We start from the raw sequence: 15738 nt of genomic DNA, 5'->3' as shown, positions 1-15738 counted from the left end.
AATTCATGCAATCTAAACTAAACACACTCTCAAAGAGAGTATTACTTTTAATTATTCCTATTGTACTTTCATTTCATGGCTGTGCTCCGAGCTTCACCTCTTGGCAAAGTCCTTCATTTCAAGAGCACAAATTCAAGAAAGTAGTGGTTATTGGAATGTTTAAGCGATTAAACACGCGAACTAGTTTTGAGGAAGAAATTGTAAAAGCTTTTGAGGCTGAAGGTTATGTAGCTGTACATGGCATGTCCGTTTTTCCTCCCACCTATCAACCCTCTTCACAGGAAGATTTAGAGAGAATTTTAAAAAACGAATCGTTCGACCTGGTACTTATGTCAAGCGTAACTGACCGAACACAAGAAACTCAATACCATCAAGGCACTACCTACTACGGAGGATACAGAGGCTATGGCATGTACAATTATTATAACTACAACTACGGGTACAATATGTATTACGGAGGATATGGTTATGGTTGGTCCGATCCAGGTTATTATTCCACCAACGTAGTAGACCTAGTGGAAACAAAAGCATTTGACATTTCTGGAAAAACAAAAGCAGAAGAGGCCAATATTTGGGTAGGACAATCAAAAATCACTGAAACATCTGACATGCGAAAGGCAGCCCGTATTTATGCCAAGCAACTTATAATCGACCTTAAAAAAAGAAATATAATTAACTAGAAACACCTATGAAGACTATAAAAATCTTATTTGTAGCAGTCATTGTTCTCCTATCGAGTGACCTTGCTGCACAAAACAGACTTGCAAAAATAATAGACAGTGGCACCCTCCGCGTTGGCCTGACAGGCAATCAGCCTCCCTTCTCTATGAAGAATAAAAATGATCAGTTGATCGGATTTGATGTTGACCTAGGCAATCTCATAGCTACTTCAATGGAGCTGAAGCTTGAATTTGTTGAGATGTCATTTGCTGAACTACTGCCAAACCTCAAAGAGGGCAAAGTAGATTTGGTGATATCAGGCATGACCATTACACCAAGAAGAAATCTAGAGGTAGCATTTGTAGGACCCTATATGATTTCTGGTAAATCCATTTTAACAAATGAAAAGACACTGATCAATGCCACCAACCCGCAAGATATTGGTGCTGACCTTCGTGTGATAACATTAGATGGATCTACCAGTGAAAAGTTCGTTGAAAACTACATGGAACATGTAAAAGTGGAATTAGTTCAAAACTATGAAAGTGCCATTCAAAAAATCATTACGGACGAATCAGATGTAATGGTGGCCGACTATCCTACATGCGCCTACGCGATGTTAAGATACCCTGACAAGGGGATGGTAGTCTTAGACAGGCCGCTCACTATAGAACCTATCGGTATTGCCTTGCCTTATGACGACGCCCTATTCATCAATATGATGGATAACTTTATCGAATCGCTGGAAGCTACTGGTGTTCTAGTCTTAATGGAAGAAAAGTGGTTTGAAAACCCCTATTGGCTACTCGAATTGAAATAAGAAAACGAAATCTGAAAGCAACTCTTAAAGAGTTGCTTTTTTTATGCCTGTTTGAGCACGTGCATTCTCAAATCAAATGCATCCAATGAATCTAAAACCTCCTTAACGAAATTTGGATTGTTCAAGTAGAAATTAAGGAAATTATCATGACGCTCCTGAAGGCCTCCAGAAGGAAACAATTTATCTTTTAAAGCTCCGATCTGATTCAAAGCCGTCTCATGCTTTTGCTCCTCAGACTTTTTGAGCCTTTTGGCAATGTTATCCAATCCCTTGGCTGCTTTGGCGTGTTCGGCTGCAATAAAGCCTTTTAATGAAGCATCGATGGTCTCTGCCTTTTTGATGAGTAGATCATACACCTCTTTCAAATCATCTACTTCGCCATTGAGGCTCATTTCATTTTCGCCATGCTTGGCCAAATAATCGGCTCTCAAATCTTCAACATTTCGGAAAATGTCGTTCGAGGAGAGTTCAAATTTTTCCAGTTTCTTTTGAAAACCTTTGTTGATGTATAGGGCAAAATTTCTAGGCAAAAGAATAGGGAAAGCTGTTTCATACTGATCAAATACCTTCGGCAACTGCAGCCAATAGATCATTTCTGCTGGGCCACCCACGTAGGCCAAATTGGGAAGGATCACTTCTTGGTACAACGGTCTCATCACCACATTTGGGCTGAATCGCTTTGGATGATTTTCTAACTCAGAAAGTATTTCAGCTTCTGAAAACTTCAAAGAGGTGTTCTTTACTTGATAGCTACTTCCTTCTTTTATGATTCGCGCTCTACTATTCTCCTGTAAGTAAAAAAAGTTAATTTCACGAGAATAAATTTGGGGAGAATAACCAGCTGCCTCCAATTCACTATTAGTCGTCTCTACCAAATCATTGGATCTACCATGAAGTAATTCATCCTTGATGATCGGGGAAAATAACTTTTTAAGTGCTGACTGATCCGCATCAATCACTACTACCCCTTCATCCGCAAACAGATCATTTACGTAGCATCGAACTGCATCTGCCAGGTTTTCATTTTCCAGATAGGCTTTCTCAAATATTGGCGCCTTTTCGGGTAATGATTCTAGCAGTTCTTTTAACCCTTCATTTCTAAACCGTCCAACGGCTCCTGTTTGATCAGTTTGCCATTCATATTTTTTACCAAAAAGATTGAAATATGAAATTTCATCAAAGTCATGGTCCTCTGAGGCCATCCAGTAAACCGGCACAAAATTGTAAGTAGGGTATTTTTTCTTGAGTGTTTTACAAGCATTTACAACAGTCGCAATCTTGTAAATAAAATAGAGCGGGCCGGTAAAAATATTGAGCTGGTGCCCGGTGGTGATGGTGTAGGTGTTTGATTGTTTTAAGCTAGCCAGGTTGGCCGTGACTGCAGGTGATTGGTTTACTTTTTTATACTGCTCGTTCAATACCTGACAAAGCACTTGTCGATTTTCATCAGCATATTGTTTTTTGCTGATTTGCTTCTCAAAACAGCTCATCTCAGGTCGAAGACCATGAAATTTTTTTAGCTCTTCTTTGTTGTCTAAATAATCCAAAAAGAAATTTGAGAAGGATTGGGTATCGCGTAGATCAATTTTTTCTACCTGCATGCTTTGATAAGGTTTTTCTAAATATAAAAAAGATGCATGGGTTTACGCACAGACTTCAAATAAGATGCTGAATTGGTTTAAAACCCTTCAATTATTCAACGATTGGTTCACCATACAGGTCGAACGGCTCTGCGGCTGTAATTTTGATATTAGCAAAATCGCCAACTCGCAAGTAATGATCTTTGGCGTTGATTAAAACTTCATTATCAACTTCAGGAGAATCAAACTCTGTGCGACCAACGAAATACTCACCATCCTTTCGATCGATTAATGTTTTGTAAATCTTGCCTACTTTTCCTTCGTTTATTTCCAAAGAAATACCTTCTTGAAGTTCCATCAAAGCATCCACGCGTTCGTTTTTCACTTCTTCAGGCACATCATCATTCATGGTACCTGCATGCGTATCTTCTTCGTGAGAATAAGCAAATACACCCAATCGATCGAATCTGCTTTCCTCAACAAAATCCATTAACTCTTGAAAATCCTCTTCGGTCTCTCCCGGGTGCCCCACAATCATCGTTGTGCGAATGGCTATGCCAGGAATTTGTTCTCTGATCTTCTTTAGCAGTTTGGTCGTCTTTTCTCGATCAGTACCTCTGCGCATAAGCTTTAGTACTTTAGAAGATCCGTGCTGCAGTGGAATATCCAGATAGCTACAAATATTTTTCTTTTCGGCCATTACTTGCAGAATATCCTCAGGAAAGCCAGTAGGAAAGGCATAATGTAGGCGGATCCAATCCAGCCCCTCTACTTCGGAAAGTTTCTCAAGCAATTCGGCTAAATTTCTTTTCTTATATAAATCCAAGCCATAATAAGTGGAATCCTGAGCAATCAACAGAATCTCCTTTACTCCATTTTTTACCAGGTTTTTCGCCTCTGTTACCAACTCCTCAATAGGTCGAGAGACATGCTTTCCTCTCATCAATGGAATGGCGCAAAATGAACAAGGTCGATCACAGCCTTCAGCTATCTTTAAATAGGCGTAATGATTGTCAGTGGTAATTTGCCTTTCGCCAATTAGCTCATGCTTGTAATCTGCCTTGAACTTAGCTAGAATCGATTTGAGATCTGTGGTACCGAAATACTCATCTACATCAGGTATTTCTTTGGCTAAATCGTCTTTGTATCTATGAGACAGGCAGCCGGTCACATATAATTTCTCGATATGTCCTTCTTGCTTGGCATCCACAAATTTGAGGATGGTATCTATAGATTCTTGTTTGGCGTTTTCAATAAATCCACAGGTATTTACAATTACCGTAGTCGCATCATTTTTCTGAGACTCATGTACGGCATCTATATTATTGCCTTTGAGTTGAGTGAGTATCACTTCCGAATCCACCAAATTTTTGGCGCACCCCAGCGTCACCACATTTACTTTCTCCTTTTTCCTGCCTTTAGTCTTCAATGCCTTGGGATTTAATTGAATGCCGCCATTCGGCGAGCGACTGCAAAATTAGGTGAAGCAAGGCAGAAACCCTAACAGGGTTCGAAACCCTATTTGGGTTGATTTAAACAAAAAAACCGCCTCTTTCGAGACGGTTTGGAGTTGGAGTTTTGAGTTTTAACCTTTATAATAAACCTCTGTAAACGTCGAGGATTTTTTTTCTGAATATGATACTGTACTTAGCATTCACTAATTCAATCTCTGCTCTGTTTTTATTGTTCAGGCTTTCGAGATAGGTATAGAAATCTGTATTGCCATGTTCATATCTTGTTTTCACAAATTCAAATGACTGATTCAAAGCCACCAAGTTGTCTTCAGCAGCTTCGTAAGTTTCTTGTGCATTGATCAGATCCAAATAAACTCTTTGGACAGTATTCGTCACATCCAGCTCTGCCTGATCAAGCTGCAACTCAGCGTTCTCTTTATTTATTTTAGAAACTTGGGTATTTGTTTTGTTTCGATAGTTGTTGAAAATTGGAACCGTCAATCTTAATTCAAGGCCTTTATTTGTTAGATTCTCATACTGCTCACCAATCGGAATAACCTGATCTGAGTTATCTTTTAAGAGTGAAGAATATTGAGTCGAGTAGTTTCCAATCAAACTAACAGTAGGCACCATTGAGGTTTGGGTTCTTTTAAAATTGTAATGAGCGGCATCCGCGTTAGCCATTGCACTTTTTAATGAGGGGGAATATGCACGACTTTCTTCCAACACTTCTATGTACTTTTCTTTCTCCATGACACTTTCATCTTGTTCAAACTGATATGGAGCCACCTCATATTCTCTTGATACTTCGATTTGCAATATCTGCAAGAGAGTCAATTGATCCGTCAATAATTGATTTTGCAAGTTTACTAACCTCAAGTTTTCGTTCGCCAATTGTGATTGAAAGTTGTAAACCTGCTCCAGGTTTCCGACGCCCACAGAATGTCTTTTCTTTTCTCTTTCAAGCTGTTGGGATAGCAAGTCAATACGAGCTTGAGATATTTTGATATTCTCTTTATCCAAAACTACCGCCAGATAGGACCCCAACACTGAAGCCTGTACTGTTTGCTCTTGTGCTTTAATCAAATTAACATTTGATTCGAGTGTTTTCGAAGTTGCCTTCTTATTATAAATATTATTCAGCCCATTAAAGAGCACCAAATTCGCTGATACGTTTAGAAAGCTGCTTTCATTAGATCCCGTTGCAAACTGACCTATGTTACTGTTAAAGCTTGTACCATTGTTTAAGCTGAAATTTCCAAAACCGTTGACATTTGGTAAAAAATTCATAATGGACTGGAAATTATTCGCCTTGGCAATATGCGCATTGTTTCTCGTTTGTTTAAGCTGAATATTGTTCTTCATTGCTATGGCTATACAGTCATCCAACGTCAGAATTTTTTTCTCCGTTGAATTTCTGACTTCCGTAGAGTCCTGGTTTTGCGCAATCACCTGTGCACCAAGTGCTACCAGCACCATTAAAAAAACCATCCTTTTCACTATTCCTGTCTTCATTTCATTTCAAGTTTTCAAGTCTTTGAGTATTGCCTTGGGGCAGTTGAGTTTGAGTTTTGTCCCTGAGGTTTGGCCGTAGTAAGCCAGCCGGTGTCCTGATTTGAGCAGAACACCGACTATCTTATAGAGCAGTTGTAATTGGTAATTATATTATACTAATGCCTTGTCTTTAGCATTCACGTTCTCTGATACGATTTGACCATCAAACAAGTGAATTACTCTATCAGCATATTCAGCATCTACTGGTGAGTGAGTTACCATCACTACAGTAGTGCCTTGCTCATTCAAATCGCTCAAAAGTGTCATCACTTCCTGACCATTGGCTGAATCCAAGTTACCTGTAGGCTCATCGGCAAGTATCAACTTAGGCTGAGCAACCACCGCTCTTGAGATCGCAACTCTTTGTTGCTGTCCACCAGATAGTTGCTGAGGAAAATGGTTTCTTCTGTGCATGATTTTCATATGCTCCATCACTTCTTCTACTCTTTTCTTACGCTCAGAAGCTGAATACTTTAAGTAGATCAGTGGCAATTCAATGTTTTCGAATACTGTGAGTTCGTCGATCAGGTTAAAACTTTGGAATACAAATCCAATGTTGGCTTTTCTAAGATCAGCTCTTTGTCTTTCGCTATAGTCAGAAATCTCTTCATCTCTGAAATAAAATTCTCCCTCAGAAGGATTGTCTAAAAGTCCGACAATGTTTAGCAAAGTAGATTTACCACAACCTGACGGGCCCATGATGGCAACGAATTCTCCTTCTTTCACCTGAAGATTTACTCCTGCTAATGCAGTGGTTTCAATTTCGTCAGTGTAATAGAATTTCTTTAATCCGTCCGTTTTGAGTAGCGTATTCGCGTTTTCCATTTGAATATTGTTTAGTATGTTTTAGTTCTTTTAATTGATTATTTAAATACCAGTCGGTCTTTGTCTTCGTAACCGTCATAAGAAGAGACAACAACTTTTTCTCCAGGTTGCAATCCTTCGATTACTTCGTAGAATCTCGGATTCTGACGACCCAATCTGATGTTTCTTCTGGTTGCAAACGAACCTGATTCGTCCACTACAAAAATCCAGTTTCCACCTGTTGTCTGATAGAAGCTTCCTCTTGGGATTTGGACTGCTTCAATATTTTCGCTCAATTGTAGCTTAATCTGAAGGGTTTGCCCTCTCCTGATATCTTCAGGCAGTTCATTTTCAAATTTCAAATCCACAGAAAACAAACCATTGATAACCTCGGGGTATATTTTATAAATTTTGAGTTGATGAGTTTGTCCTGCAAAATCGAATGTACCTTCCAGACCTTCATAAATCCTGGCAATATAATGCTCATCGATAGTCGCTCTTACTTTGAAAGCGTCCAAGTCATCAATCTGTCCAATATTCTGACCTGGCATAATTGATTCTCCAATTTCCACATTTACCGAAGATAAACTCCCAGAGATAGGTGCTTTGATAAACAAGTTATCCAAATTGCCCTTGATCATTTCTAGATTTCTGCGCGTACGCTCCAACGTTTGAGTAGTCTGTCGGATTTGTGCCTCAGTAGCTTTTTGATCAAAAGCCTGCGATTCCACTTCAATTTTTCTGTTTGTCACCAAACGGTCATAAGCACGCTTCAAATTCAAATATTCCTGCTCAGAGATTACTTTTTCATCACGAAGTTTGGCACCTCTTTCGTAAGCATCCTTAGCGGCGTCTATATCATAATCCAATGCTGTCAGCCTTCTCTTTAGCTCGAATTTGTTTCGCTCAAGGTTGAGTTTTGTATTGGCCAACTCATTCACCAGTCTATAGGTCTGAGTTTCCTCACGAACAAAGTTCTGCACCAGGTTGTTATTGGCTAACTTAAGAATAGTATCACCCTTGGAAACCATTTCTCCTCCTTCAAGATATTTTCTCTCTACGTTCCCGCCTTCAATAGCATCTAGTCTAATGGTTTTGATAGGCATCACATTTCCATCTACCGGTATAAATTCTCTAAATTGTCCCTTCACCACATCCGAAACATTGATTTTCTCCGCAGATACATTGAGCTTAGATCCCTTATCTGCAAAGATGAAGTTGTATAATACAAAAGAGACAAATAGTGCTCCGAAGGAAATGGATGATATCTTCCCTACTGTCCATTTTTTCTTTTTAATCTTCTTATCCATTAGTTTATTATAATTTCAAGTTCGATCAGGGTATGCCAAGAAGAGTGCCATAATACTATTGATCTGTTTTTCAGATAGTTATGATTTTTACACTGTCGTGAAATTGACCAAACTTGTTCAGGTATGAAACAATAGGTGTTCGTTTTTGACCACTTTTTAGTTAAACCGGATTTAGAAAGAAATAATAAAAGTGAGGAAGGGATACCTTCAAAAATAGGCACAAAAAAAGGGTTCAAGACTCCTCCTGAACCCCAAGGTCAAAAACTCAAAATAAAAAGGACTAATCAAATCTTAATCCACAACAACAACACGAATATAAATACTCTATTGTTCAAAAAAAAATACTCTGTTAAGTAATTCCCTATTTTACCGTTATATACAAATAAATAGTCCTCAATCTACCAAATCAACCATTTTTGCATTTTGTAAGTTCAGAATAAACTAACCTTATTAGGCAAAAAACGTGTACGTCACAGAATTGATATTTTGACACTTATTAATTCCATAGGCCAACAAATTTTAATATAGATTTGTCTCCAATGAACTTTACTTATCCGATCTTTTTGTGGGGGTTTGCCGCACTTGCTATTCCAATTATTGTTCACCTATTCAATTTTAGAAAAGCCAAAAAGGTCAGTTTTTCCAATGTCCGGTTTTTAGAAAGCATTAAGAAGAAAAGTTCTTCTAACCTTCGATTGCGGCATTTACTCATTTTGCTTTGCAGACTGCTTTTTGTCTTCTTTCTTGTCATCACCTTCGCACAACCCTTTATCCCTGGGTCTGAAATCGGACTACAAAGCAGATCTGTACAAATCTATCTGGACAATTCTAACAGTATGTCCAATTTGACAGAAAATGATATAAGTGGATTTAATGAGCTTATCGGTGTTGCACAAGAAATTGTCGGCCTGTACCCTCAAGAAACTCAGTTCAACCTTTTCACTAATGACTTCCTACCTGGCAGTAGCATTAGTCAATCAAAGGCAAAAACACTTGAACGCTTAACAGAAATTGAATTCTCAAATCTCGCCAGAAGTGGGAAAGAGGTCTTTGCCAAAATATTATCAAACGACCCTGCCGAACCGAAGGACATATTCATCCTCACTGACTTCCAACAATCTACCTCTGGTGCTTTTGATGCTAATCAAGATTCAATCAATCAGTATCACTTGGTAACTGTAACGACCCCTGAAAAACGAAACATTTCGGTGGATACCGTTTTTATGATCAATCCGTTTTTGCTTCCCAATCAGAAGAACAGTCTACAAGTAAGACTCAAAAATCAGGGGCCTTTGGTCAATGATTTACAAGTCAAATTTTTTATCAATGACCAACAGAGTGCTACAACAAGTATCGATATTGAAGCAAATGCAAGTGAGACAGTTACCTTTGAGCTTTCAGGCCGACTAAATAAAATCAACAGGTGCCATATCAGTTTCGAAGATTTCCCTATCACATTCGACAACGATTATTATTTTACCCTAAACCAAGCGGCGCAGATCAATATTGTAGAGGTGTCTAGCCAAGACAACAGTCCAATCAGTAAAGTCTACAAGAACAATGATCTGTTCAACTTTGTAAGCTACCAATCAGAAAACATTTCTTACCCAACTTTAGAACGTGCAGACCTTGTGGTAATCAATGGTCTTCAAACTTTAGAAAACGGTTTGAAAGCACAAATAGAAAAACACCTTACAGAAGGGAGAACTGTTGTTTTTATCCCAAACGAGAGTACTCTCTCTTATCAATTAGCAGCTACAAATATTGTAAGAGACTCCTCTGCTTCCAAAGTGCTACTTTCTATCCCTGACCTTAAGAACCCATTCTTTGAAAACATTTTTGAGTCCATAAGTAATGATACTCAGATGCCAGAAGTATCTTCAAAGTACAAATGGAGAACCAATGACATTCAACTGCTAAAAACTAAAACCGGACAACCCTTCCTTAGTCACCTGTTTCAAAAAGGGAAACTTTACGTATTTGCAGGACCGCTAGAAGCCCCCTTCACCAACTTTCATCAACATGCCCTGTTTGTGCCTGTAATGCAAAGAATAGCTGAACTGAGCAGTACCAATAGCCCAGCTCTAGCGTTTAGTGTAGATCAAACCAATATCGCCCTGGCGGTTGATAGTATTCCAAATGGACAATTATACAAATTGAAAAAAGAAGCCACAGAACTCATCCCGTCTCAACGTTTGAGTGCCAATGAGCTAGTATTAGATATGCCTAAATACTTATTGACACCGGGTTTTTATGACCTGACATTAGGAGAGCAGCTGTTTACCACGATAGCTTTTAATCATTCAAAAAATGAATCAAACCTAACCACCCTACCTATCGAAGAGATCGAAGCCAGATTATCTAGTGTCAAACACTTAAACCTCTATCAACCACAAGATGCGGCCTCATTTTCCAAAATGATGAAAGAAAAATATCACCAACGGGAATTATGGAAATATGCTTTAATTTTGTCCTTGATATTTCTTTTTGCTGAAAGTGTGCTACTAAGATTTTTATAATGAATATACTCCTCAGAGAAGCCAAAATCCTCGACCCTCACTCTCCTCATCATAATAAAGTAGTCAATATTCATATCAAAGATGGAAAAATTGTTGCCATCGATAAAAAAGAACACCGTGCAGACACAGTCATAGAGGCTAAGGGCATGCTTCTGACTCCCGGGTGGTTTGACATGAAAGTCAACTTTAATGATCCAGGCAATGAACACAAAGAAGACCTGGCCAGTGGCGCAGCTACGGCTACTCAAGGTGGTTTCACAGGAGTAGTCACTATCCCAAATACAGAGCCAGTCGTTCAAACCAAAGGACACGTAGAATATGTTTTATCTAAATCAAAACCATATTTGACAGACATCTACCCTACTGCAGCCGTTACGCTAGACACCAAAGGAGAAGATCTCACTGAAATGCTTGATCTCCATGCAGCAGGAGCCATTGCCTTCACCGATGGTGAAAGGCCCATTTGGCACACTGACATGATGCTGAAGTCGTTGATCTACTTGCAGAAAATTGATGGTCTGTTAATCAGTCAACCTGAAGATCAACTACTCACTAGATTTGGCTCTATGAATGAAGGCACAGTGAGTACGGTCTTGGGACTCAAAGGCATGCCCACTTTGGCCGAACATTTGATCATCAAGAGAGATCTCGACCTGCTAGAATATGCGGGCGGAAAAATTCACTTCTCGAACATCTCATCAAAGGAGAGTGTGAAGCTGATCAAAAAAGCAAAAAAGAAAGGTTATCAAGTGACTTGCGACGTGAGCATTCATCATCTGATCCATACAGATGACGATCTGATGAGCTATGATTCCAATTTCAAAATCAACCCTCCACTTCGAACTGAAAACGACAGAAAAGCGCTCCTTAAAGGTCTCCAGGAGGGGGTGATCGATGTGATCGTCACTGCGCATACTCCGCAGGATGAGGAAAACAAGAAATTAGAGTTTGACTTGGCTGGGTTTGGCATTTCGGGATTGCAAACCATGCTTCCGTCCCTACTATCTTTGGGTAAAGAACTAGAGCCAGCAGTTTGGATTGAAAAGGTGACCTCAAACCCAAGGTCTATTCTGAAGCTAGATTCGACCAGCATTGACGAAAAGCAAGTGGCCAACCTTACGCTTTTTGATCCAAAAGCCAAATGGGTGCTAAATGATGAGACCAACCAATCTCGATCGAGAAACACACCTTTCTACAATCAAGAATTGACCGGAAAAGTAATGGCCGTCATCAACGAAAATCAATTTCAAACTTTCGAATAATCTACATGAAACCATTATTTAAAGTCCCGCTTAAATTCGGACTTATTGGCGCTGGTATCAACATAGCTATGTTTTTTGTACTTCATTGGACAGGCTCCAACCCCCTTATGGAAATGAGAGTTTTCGACTTTTTCATCATTCCGGTTTTCATCTTTTTTGGAATCAAAGAGTTTCGTGACACTTTCAATCAGGGTTTGATGGAGTTTTGGCAGGGAATGACCGTAGGCTTCTTTATTTACGGCAGTATTGCCCTTATATATTCGGTTTTTTTGTGGATTGCCTTGCAATTTGCAGATCCTGATATGCTGGAATCTTACATTACTGAAAGTTTGAATGTAATAAAAGAAAACAAAGACCTACTAACGGAAGAAATGGGAGCTGAAAGCTATCAATCTTCGTACGATGAGGTGAGTAAAACAACTTCATTAGACTTAGCTGCGGATAGCTTGGTCAAAAAAGCAGGCATTGGTTTTTTACTAACAAGTGTTCTGTCGACGGTATTAAAAAAGCAACCAAAAAAATAACTAGACTCGGCTGACATTTTGATCGGCTTTATTTTATTTAACCTTAAACTATTACCAAATGGAATCTCACGCAAGCTCAGAAGCCATCAAAGGCGGACTTATTGTTGGGCTAATCAGTATTATCATCGGCATGATAACTTATGTAATTGATGTAAGTTACATGGCTAGTCTCACTTACTTCTTCTTGTCATTTGCGCTTTCTTTATTTTTATACTCCTACATAGGAAAAAAATATAGAAATGATCATATGGAAGGATACATCTCCTTTGGAGATGCCTTCAAATTTCTTTTCATCGCTGGACTTATTGGAGCCATGTTGAATGGAGTATTTTCTATAGTTCTCTTTAATATTATCGACCCAGAATTACCGGAAATTCTAACTGAGCACGTTCTTGAAAACACAGAATCTTTGATGGAAACTTTTGGCGCACCTGCTGAAGATATTGATAGAGAACTAGAAAAAGTCGAGAAGGACATGGATGGAAAATTCTCAACAGGAGGAATTCTAAAAGACAGCTGGGCTTGGCCTTTGGGGGCCGCTATAATTGGTTTAATTTGTGGAGCAATTATTAAAAAGAAAAGACCCGAATTTGAATAATGGCTGAATCGCTGGATATATCCGTTGTTATACCCCTTCTCAACGAGGAAGAATCATTACCAGAACTACATGCCTGGATAGGCAAAGTAATGGAACAAAAAGGATTTCAATATGAAATCCTTTTTGTGGACGATGGAAGTACGGATAGTTCCTGGGAAATTATTAGTGAATTAGCAGAAAAAGATGCTCATGTCAAGGGCATCAAATTCAATCGAAACTACGGAAAATCCGCTGCCCTAAACACCGGTTTTAAAAATGCCAAGGGTGATGTGGTAATCACTATGGACGCTGACCTTCAGGACAGCCCAGATGAAATACCCGGCCTTTATGATCAAATCACCAAAGAGGGTTATGATCTGGTCTCTGGATGGAAGAGAAAACGCTATGATCCGATCATGAAAACCATCCCATCAAAGTTTTTCAACTTTGTGGCCAGGAAGTTTTCAGGGATCAAGTTGCACGATTTCAACTGTGGGCTGAAAGCCTACAGACTAGATGTGGTCAAGTCGATTGATGTCTATGGTGAAATGCACCGTTATATTCCATTCTTAGCCAAAGGGCAAGGCTTTGCCAAAATCGGTGAGCGCGTCGTGCAACATCAAGCACGCAAGTACGGAGAAACCAAGTTTGGTCTGGAAAGATTTATTTTTGGATTCCTTGATCTATTGTCTATCTCCTTTGTATCCAAATTCAAAAAACGACCGATGCACTTTTTTGGATCTTTTGGCACACTGTCCTTTTTCTTTGGTACACTTATCACTTTTTGGATTATAGGACGAAAAATCTACGAAATTCAAATGGGCTATCCCGCGCGCGATGTGGTGGATCAGCCCCTGTTCTTCTTGGCACTTGTGGCAGTGATCATTGGCGTCCAGTTATTCTTAGCCGGATTCATCGGCGAAATGATGACACAATCTTCTACTCGAAAGAATGATTACTTGATTAGCGAAAAGGTCGGTTTGAAAAATTAATCTTTCTTACAAAGATGAATCACCTCATCTTTTGGTAATGCAAATCGAGCTTGATCTTCTGCAGATAGTGTGTTTACAAAATCATCCTCCACCACAGTAAATCCAGCCTTTCTCAATCGATCTGGATAGTCTTTACCGTATAGTCTTACGTGGTCGTCTTGTCCGAATAGTCTATCCCGTTCTTTTGGATCAGTAACCGTATCGTCCTCAAAAGTCACATCAGGAACGGGATGAAAGATTGGAATTTGGATGATAGCCCAACCACCTGGTTTTAGCACTCTGTGGATTTCTTTCATAGATTGGATATCATCAGCCACATGTTCCATCACGTGATTACAAAAGGCTACATCGAATCGATTGTCTTCAAATGGCATCTCATGAATATCCATTTTCACTTTAGCCAATGGTGATTCCAGATCGGCTGTGATATATTGATCACCGTGTATCTCTTCGAACCTCTTGATAAAACAAATTTCTGGAGCTATATGCAGAACATCTTGCCCTGGCTGGAAGAAGGTCGTTTTTTGTTTGAGGTACAGCCACATCAATCTATGACGTTCCAACGCCAAGCAGTTTGGACAAAGCGCATTGGCTCTAGCCACTCTACCATAAGGCACAAACTTAGAAAAGTGGCTATCACAGACTGGGCACTCCACTTTACTGCCTCTGTAAAAAACTGCCACTATCTTAAGGGCTACATGGCTAAAAAGCTGTAGATATTTCCGCGGGATATGGCGAACAACAAAACTGATGATTTTCTTCAAAGCATTCCGGATTAAGCCGCAAATATAACGCTCGCCTTGAAGATGGGAAGGATTCGTTTACTTTTCTATCAACTCTTCCAGTTCATGATTGACTGCGTCATAGTCAAATTTGAAGGTATATTTTGAAGATTCCATTTTGTCCAAAATCTCTCTCACATGAGCAATTACTTTCTCTTCCTTATGCTTCAACTGCTCATTATTTACAAATTTTAATGAGGCAATCATTTCAGCGAAAGTCGCATTCATGAACTGCATAGCCTTGTATTTTTCGCCTTTGTCTAGATTGTTTTCGGAAATAGTCATGCAGGCATAAGCAATCGAATTCAGTGCATTAAAGAAGGCTTTGTTTAAATCATCTTCCTGAAGATCGTCAATTCGCATCTCCTTTTCTACTAACTCCAAGTCTTCGACCGCTCGTTCCAAATGGGCAATGGATGAACTGTCCGTATACTGTTCTATCACCCGCATCTTCATCATGGCATCGTCCAATTCTTGAATCGCACGGTTATAATTTCCATTCACGATTAAGTGACGTGCATCTGACAGATTCTTCACTGGTGCCATCGCCAAATCAATGGTCAATTCATTGTGAGCCATATTGACCAAATGCAAAATGGTTATTGACACGACAATAAGTAGGATGCTGGAGACGGCAGTTGTTTTCTTTTCGGAAGACATATTATTTAATAGTAACAGTTTCAGCCAGTAAACTACGAAATAATACTGAAACTGCTTTCTGTTCTTTTCGATTTCAAACTATTCATATCCAGTGTATTGAAATAGTCCATTAAAATGTAAAATATAGCCAACCACAGCCCCTATGGATTCCCTCAGCTACTATATTTTTTATTGTTGACTGATCTCTTATATTTGCGCTGGTTTAAATGAGAGGGCTTTTAGCCCTTTTTTGATTTTTAA

The 15738-nt window shown here is 39.2% G+C and carries 14 protein-coding genes; 7 read left to right on the top strand and 7 right to left on the bottom strand.

Annotation, left to right across the window (positions count from 1 at the left end; all coding sequences use genetic code 11):
* Nucleotides 1-5 precede the first annotated feature (5 nt).
* Nucleotides 6-680, top strand: coding sequence for a hypothetical protein (locus tag ACO6S2_RS05620; protein ID WP_422361537.1), 675 nt, complete (start codon nt 6-8; stop codon nt 678-680).
* Between the two features lie 8 nt (nt 681-688).
* Nucleotides 689-1480, top strand: coding sequence for a substrate-binding periplasmic protein (locus ACO6S2_RS05615; protein WP_422361536.1), 792 nt, complete (start codon nt 689-691; stop codon nt 1478-1480).
* A gap of 41 nt (nt 1481-1521) precedes the next feature.
* On the opposite strand, the gene bshC is transcribed toward ACO6S2_RS05615, so the two are convergent.
* From bshC to ACO6S2_RS05590, 5 genes are all read right to left on the bottom strand, one after another.
* Nucleotides 1522-3081, bottom strand: coding sequence for a bacillithiol biosynthesis cysteine-adding enzyme BshC (gene bshC, locus ACO6S2_RS05610; protein WP_422361535.1), 1560 nt, complete (start codon nt 3079-3081; stop codon nt 1522-1524).
* A 91-nt stretch (nt 3082-3172) separates the two neighbouring features.
* Entirely contained in the window at nt 3173-4489 is a 1317-nt protein-coding gene (gene rimO, locus ACO6S2_RS05605) for a 30S ribosomal protein S12 methylthiotransferase RimO (protein WP_422361534.1), read from the bottom strand.
* A gap of 163 nt (nt 4490-4652) precedes the next feature.
* Complete coding sequence (locus ACO6S2_RS05600) at nt 4653-6029, bottom strand: TolC family protein (protein WP_422361533.1); 1377 nt, start codon at nt 6027-6029, stop codon at nt 4653-4655.
* Nucleotides 6030-6179: 150 nt separating this feature from the next.
* On the bottom strand, nt 6180-6893 hold the full coding sequence (locus ACO6S2_RS05595) for an ABC transporter ATP-binding protein (protein WP_422361532.1): 714 nt from the start codon (nt 6891-6893) through the stop codon (nt 6180-6182).
* A gap of 38 nt (nt 6894-6931) precedes the next feature.
* Nucleotides 6932-8182: an efflux RND transporter periplasmic adaptor subunit gene (locus ACO6S2_RS05590; protein ID WP_422361531.1), complete on the bottom strand. Its 1251-nt coding sequence runs from the start codon at nt 8180-8182 to the stop codon at nt 6932-6934.
* 539 nt (nt 8183-8721) lie between these two features.
* On the opposite strand from ACO6S2_RS05590, the gene ACO6S2_RS05585 reads away from it, so the two are divergent.
* Genes ACO6S2_RS05585 through ACO6S2_RS05565 form a run of 5 tightly spaced genes read left to right on the top strand, consistent with a single transcriptional unit; the run spans nt 8722 to nt 14056 of the window.
* Nucleotides 8722-10701 (top strand): BatA domain-containing protein, encoded by a 1980-nt coding sequence (locus ACO6S2_RS05585; protein ID WP_422361530.1) that lies wholly within the window; start codon nt 8722-8724, stop codon nt 10699-10701.
* Nucleotides 10701-11963 carry a dihydroorotase gene (locus ACO6S2_RS05580; RefSeq protein WP_422361529.1) on the top strand — a complete coding sequence of 421 codons (1263 nt, stop codon included), beginning with the start codon at nt 10701-10703 and terminating at the stop codon, nt 11961-11963. Before ACO6S2_RS05585 ends, ACO6S2_RS05580 begins: the two co-directional genes overlap by 1 nt.
* A 5-nt stretch (nt 11964-11968) precedes the next feature.
* On the top strand, nt 11969-12487 hold the full coding sequence (locus tag ACO6S2_RS05575) for a DUF4199 domain-containing protein (protein ID WP_422361528.1): 519 nt from the start codon (nt 11969-11971) through the stop codon (nt 12485-12487).
* Between the two features lie 58 nt (nt 12488-12545).
* On the top strand, nt 12546-13085 hold the full coding sequence (locus tag ACO6S2_RS05570; RefSeq protein ID WP_422361527.1) for a DUF4199 domain-containing protein: 540 nt from the start codon (nt 12546-12548) through the stop codon (nt 13083-13085).
* Complete coding sequence (locus tag ACO6S2_RS05565) at nt 13085-14056, top strand: glycosyltransferase family 2 protein (protein WP_422361526.1); 972 nt, start codon at nt 13085-13087, stop codon at nt 14054-14056. The genes ACO6S2_RS05570 and ACO6S2_RS05565 overlap by 1 nt, the downstream gene beginning before the upstream one ends.
* Here the strand turns inward: ACO6S2_RS05565 and ACO6S2_RS05560 are convergent.
* Both ACO6S2_RS05560 and ACO6S2_RS05555 read right to left on the bottom strand, forming a co-directional pair.
* Complete coding sequence (locus ACO6S2_RS05560; protein WP_422361525.1) at nt 14053-14820, bottom strand: methyltransferase domain-containing protein; 768 nt, start codon at nt 14818-14820, stop codon at nt 14053-14055. The two genes, ACO6S2_RS05565 and ACO6S2_RS05560, sit on opposite strands and share 4 nt — an antisense overlap.
* Before the next feature lie 57 nt (nt 14821-14877).
* Nucleotides 14878-15498, bottom strand: coding sequence for a hypothetical protein (locus tag ACO6S2_RS05555; protein ID WP_422361524.1), 621 nt, complete (start codon nt 15496-15498; stop codon nt 14878-14880).
* Nucleotides 15499-15738: the final 240 nt, after the last annotated feature.

The organism is Reichenbachiella sp. (genome assembly GCF_965233835.1).
GTDB lineage: Bacteria > Bacteroidota > Bacteroidia > Cytophagales > Cyclobacteriaceae > Reichenbachiella.
The sequence above is the reverse complement of the archived record's forward strand: the minus strand, read 5'-3'. Positions and strand labels throughout refer to the sequence as shown.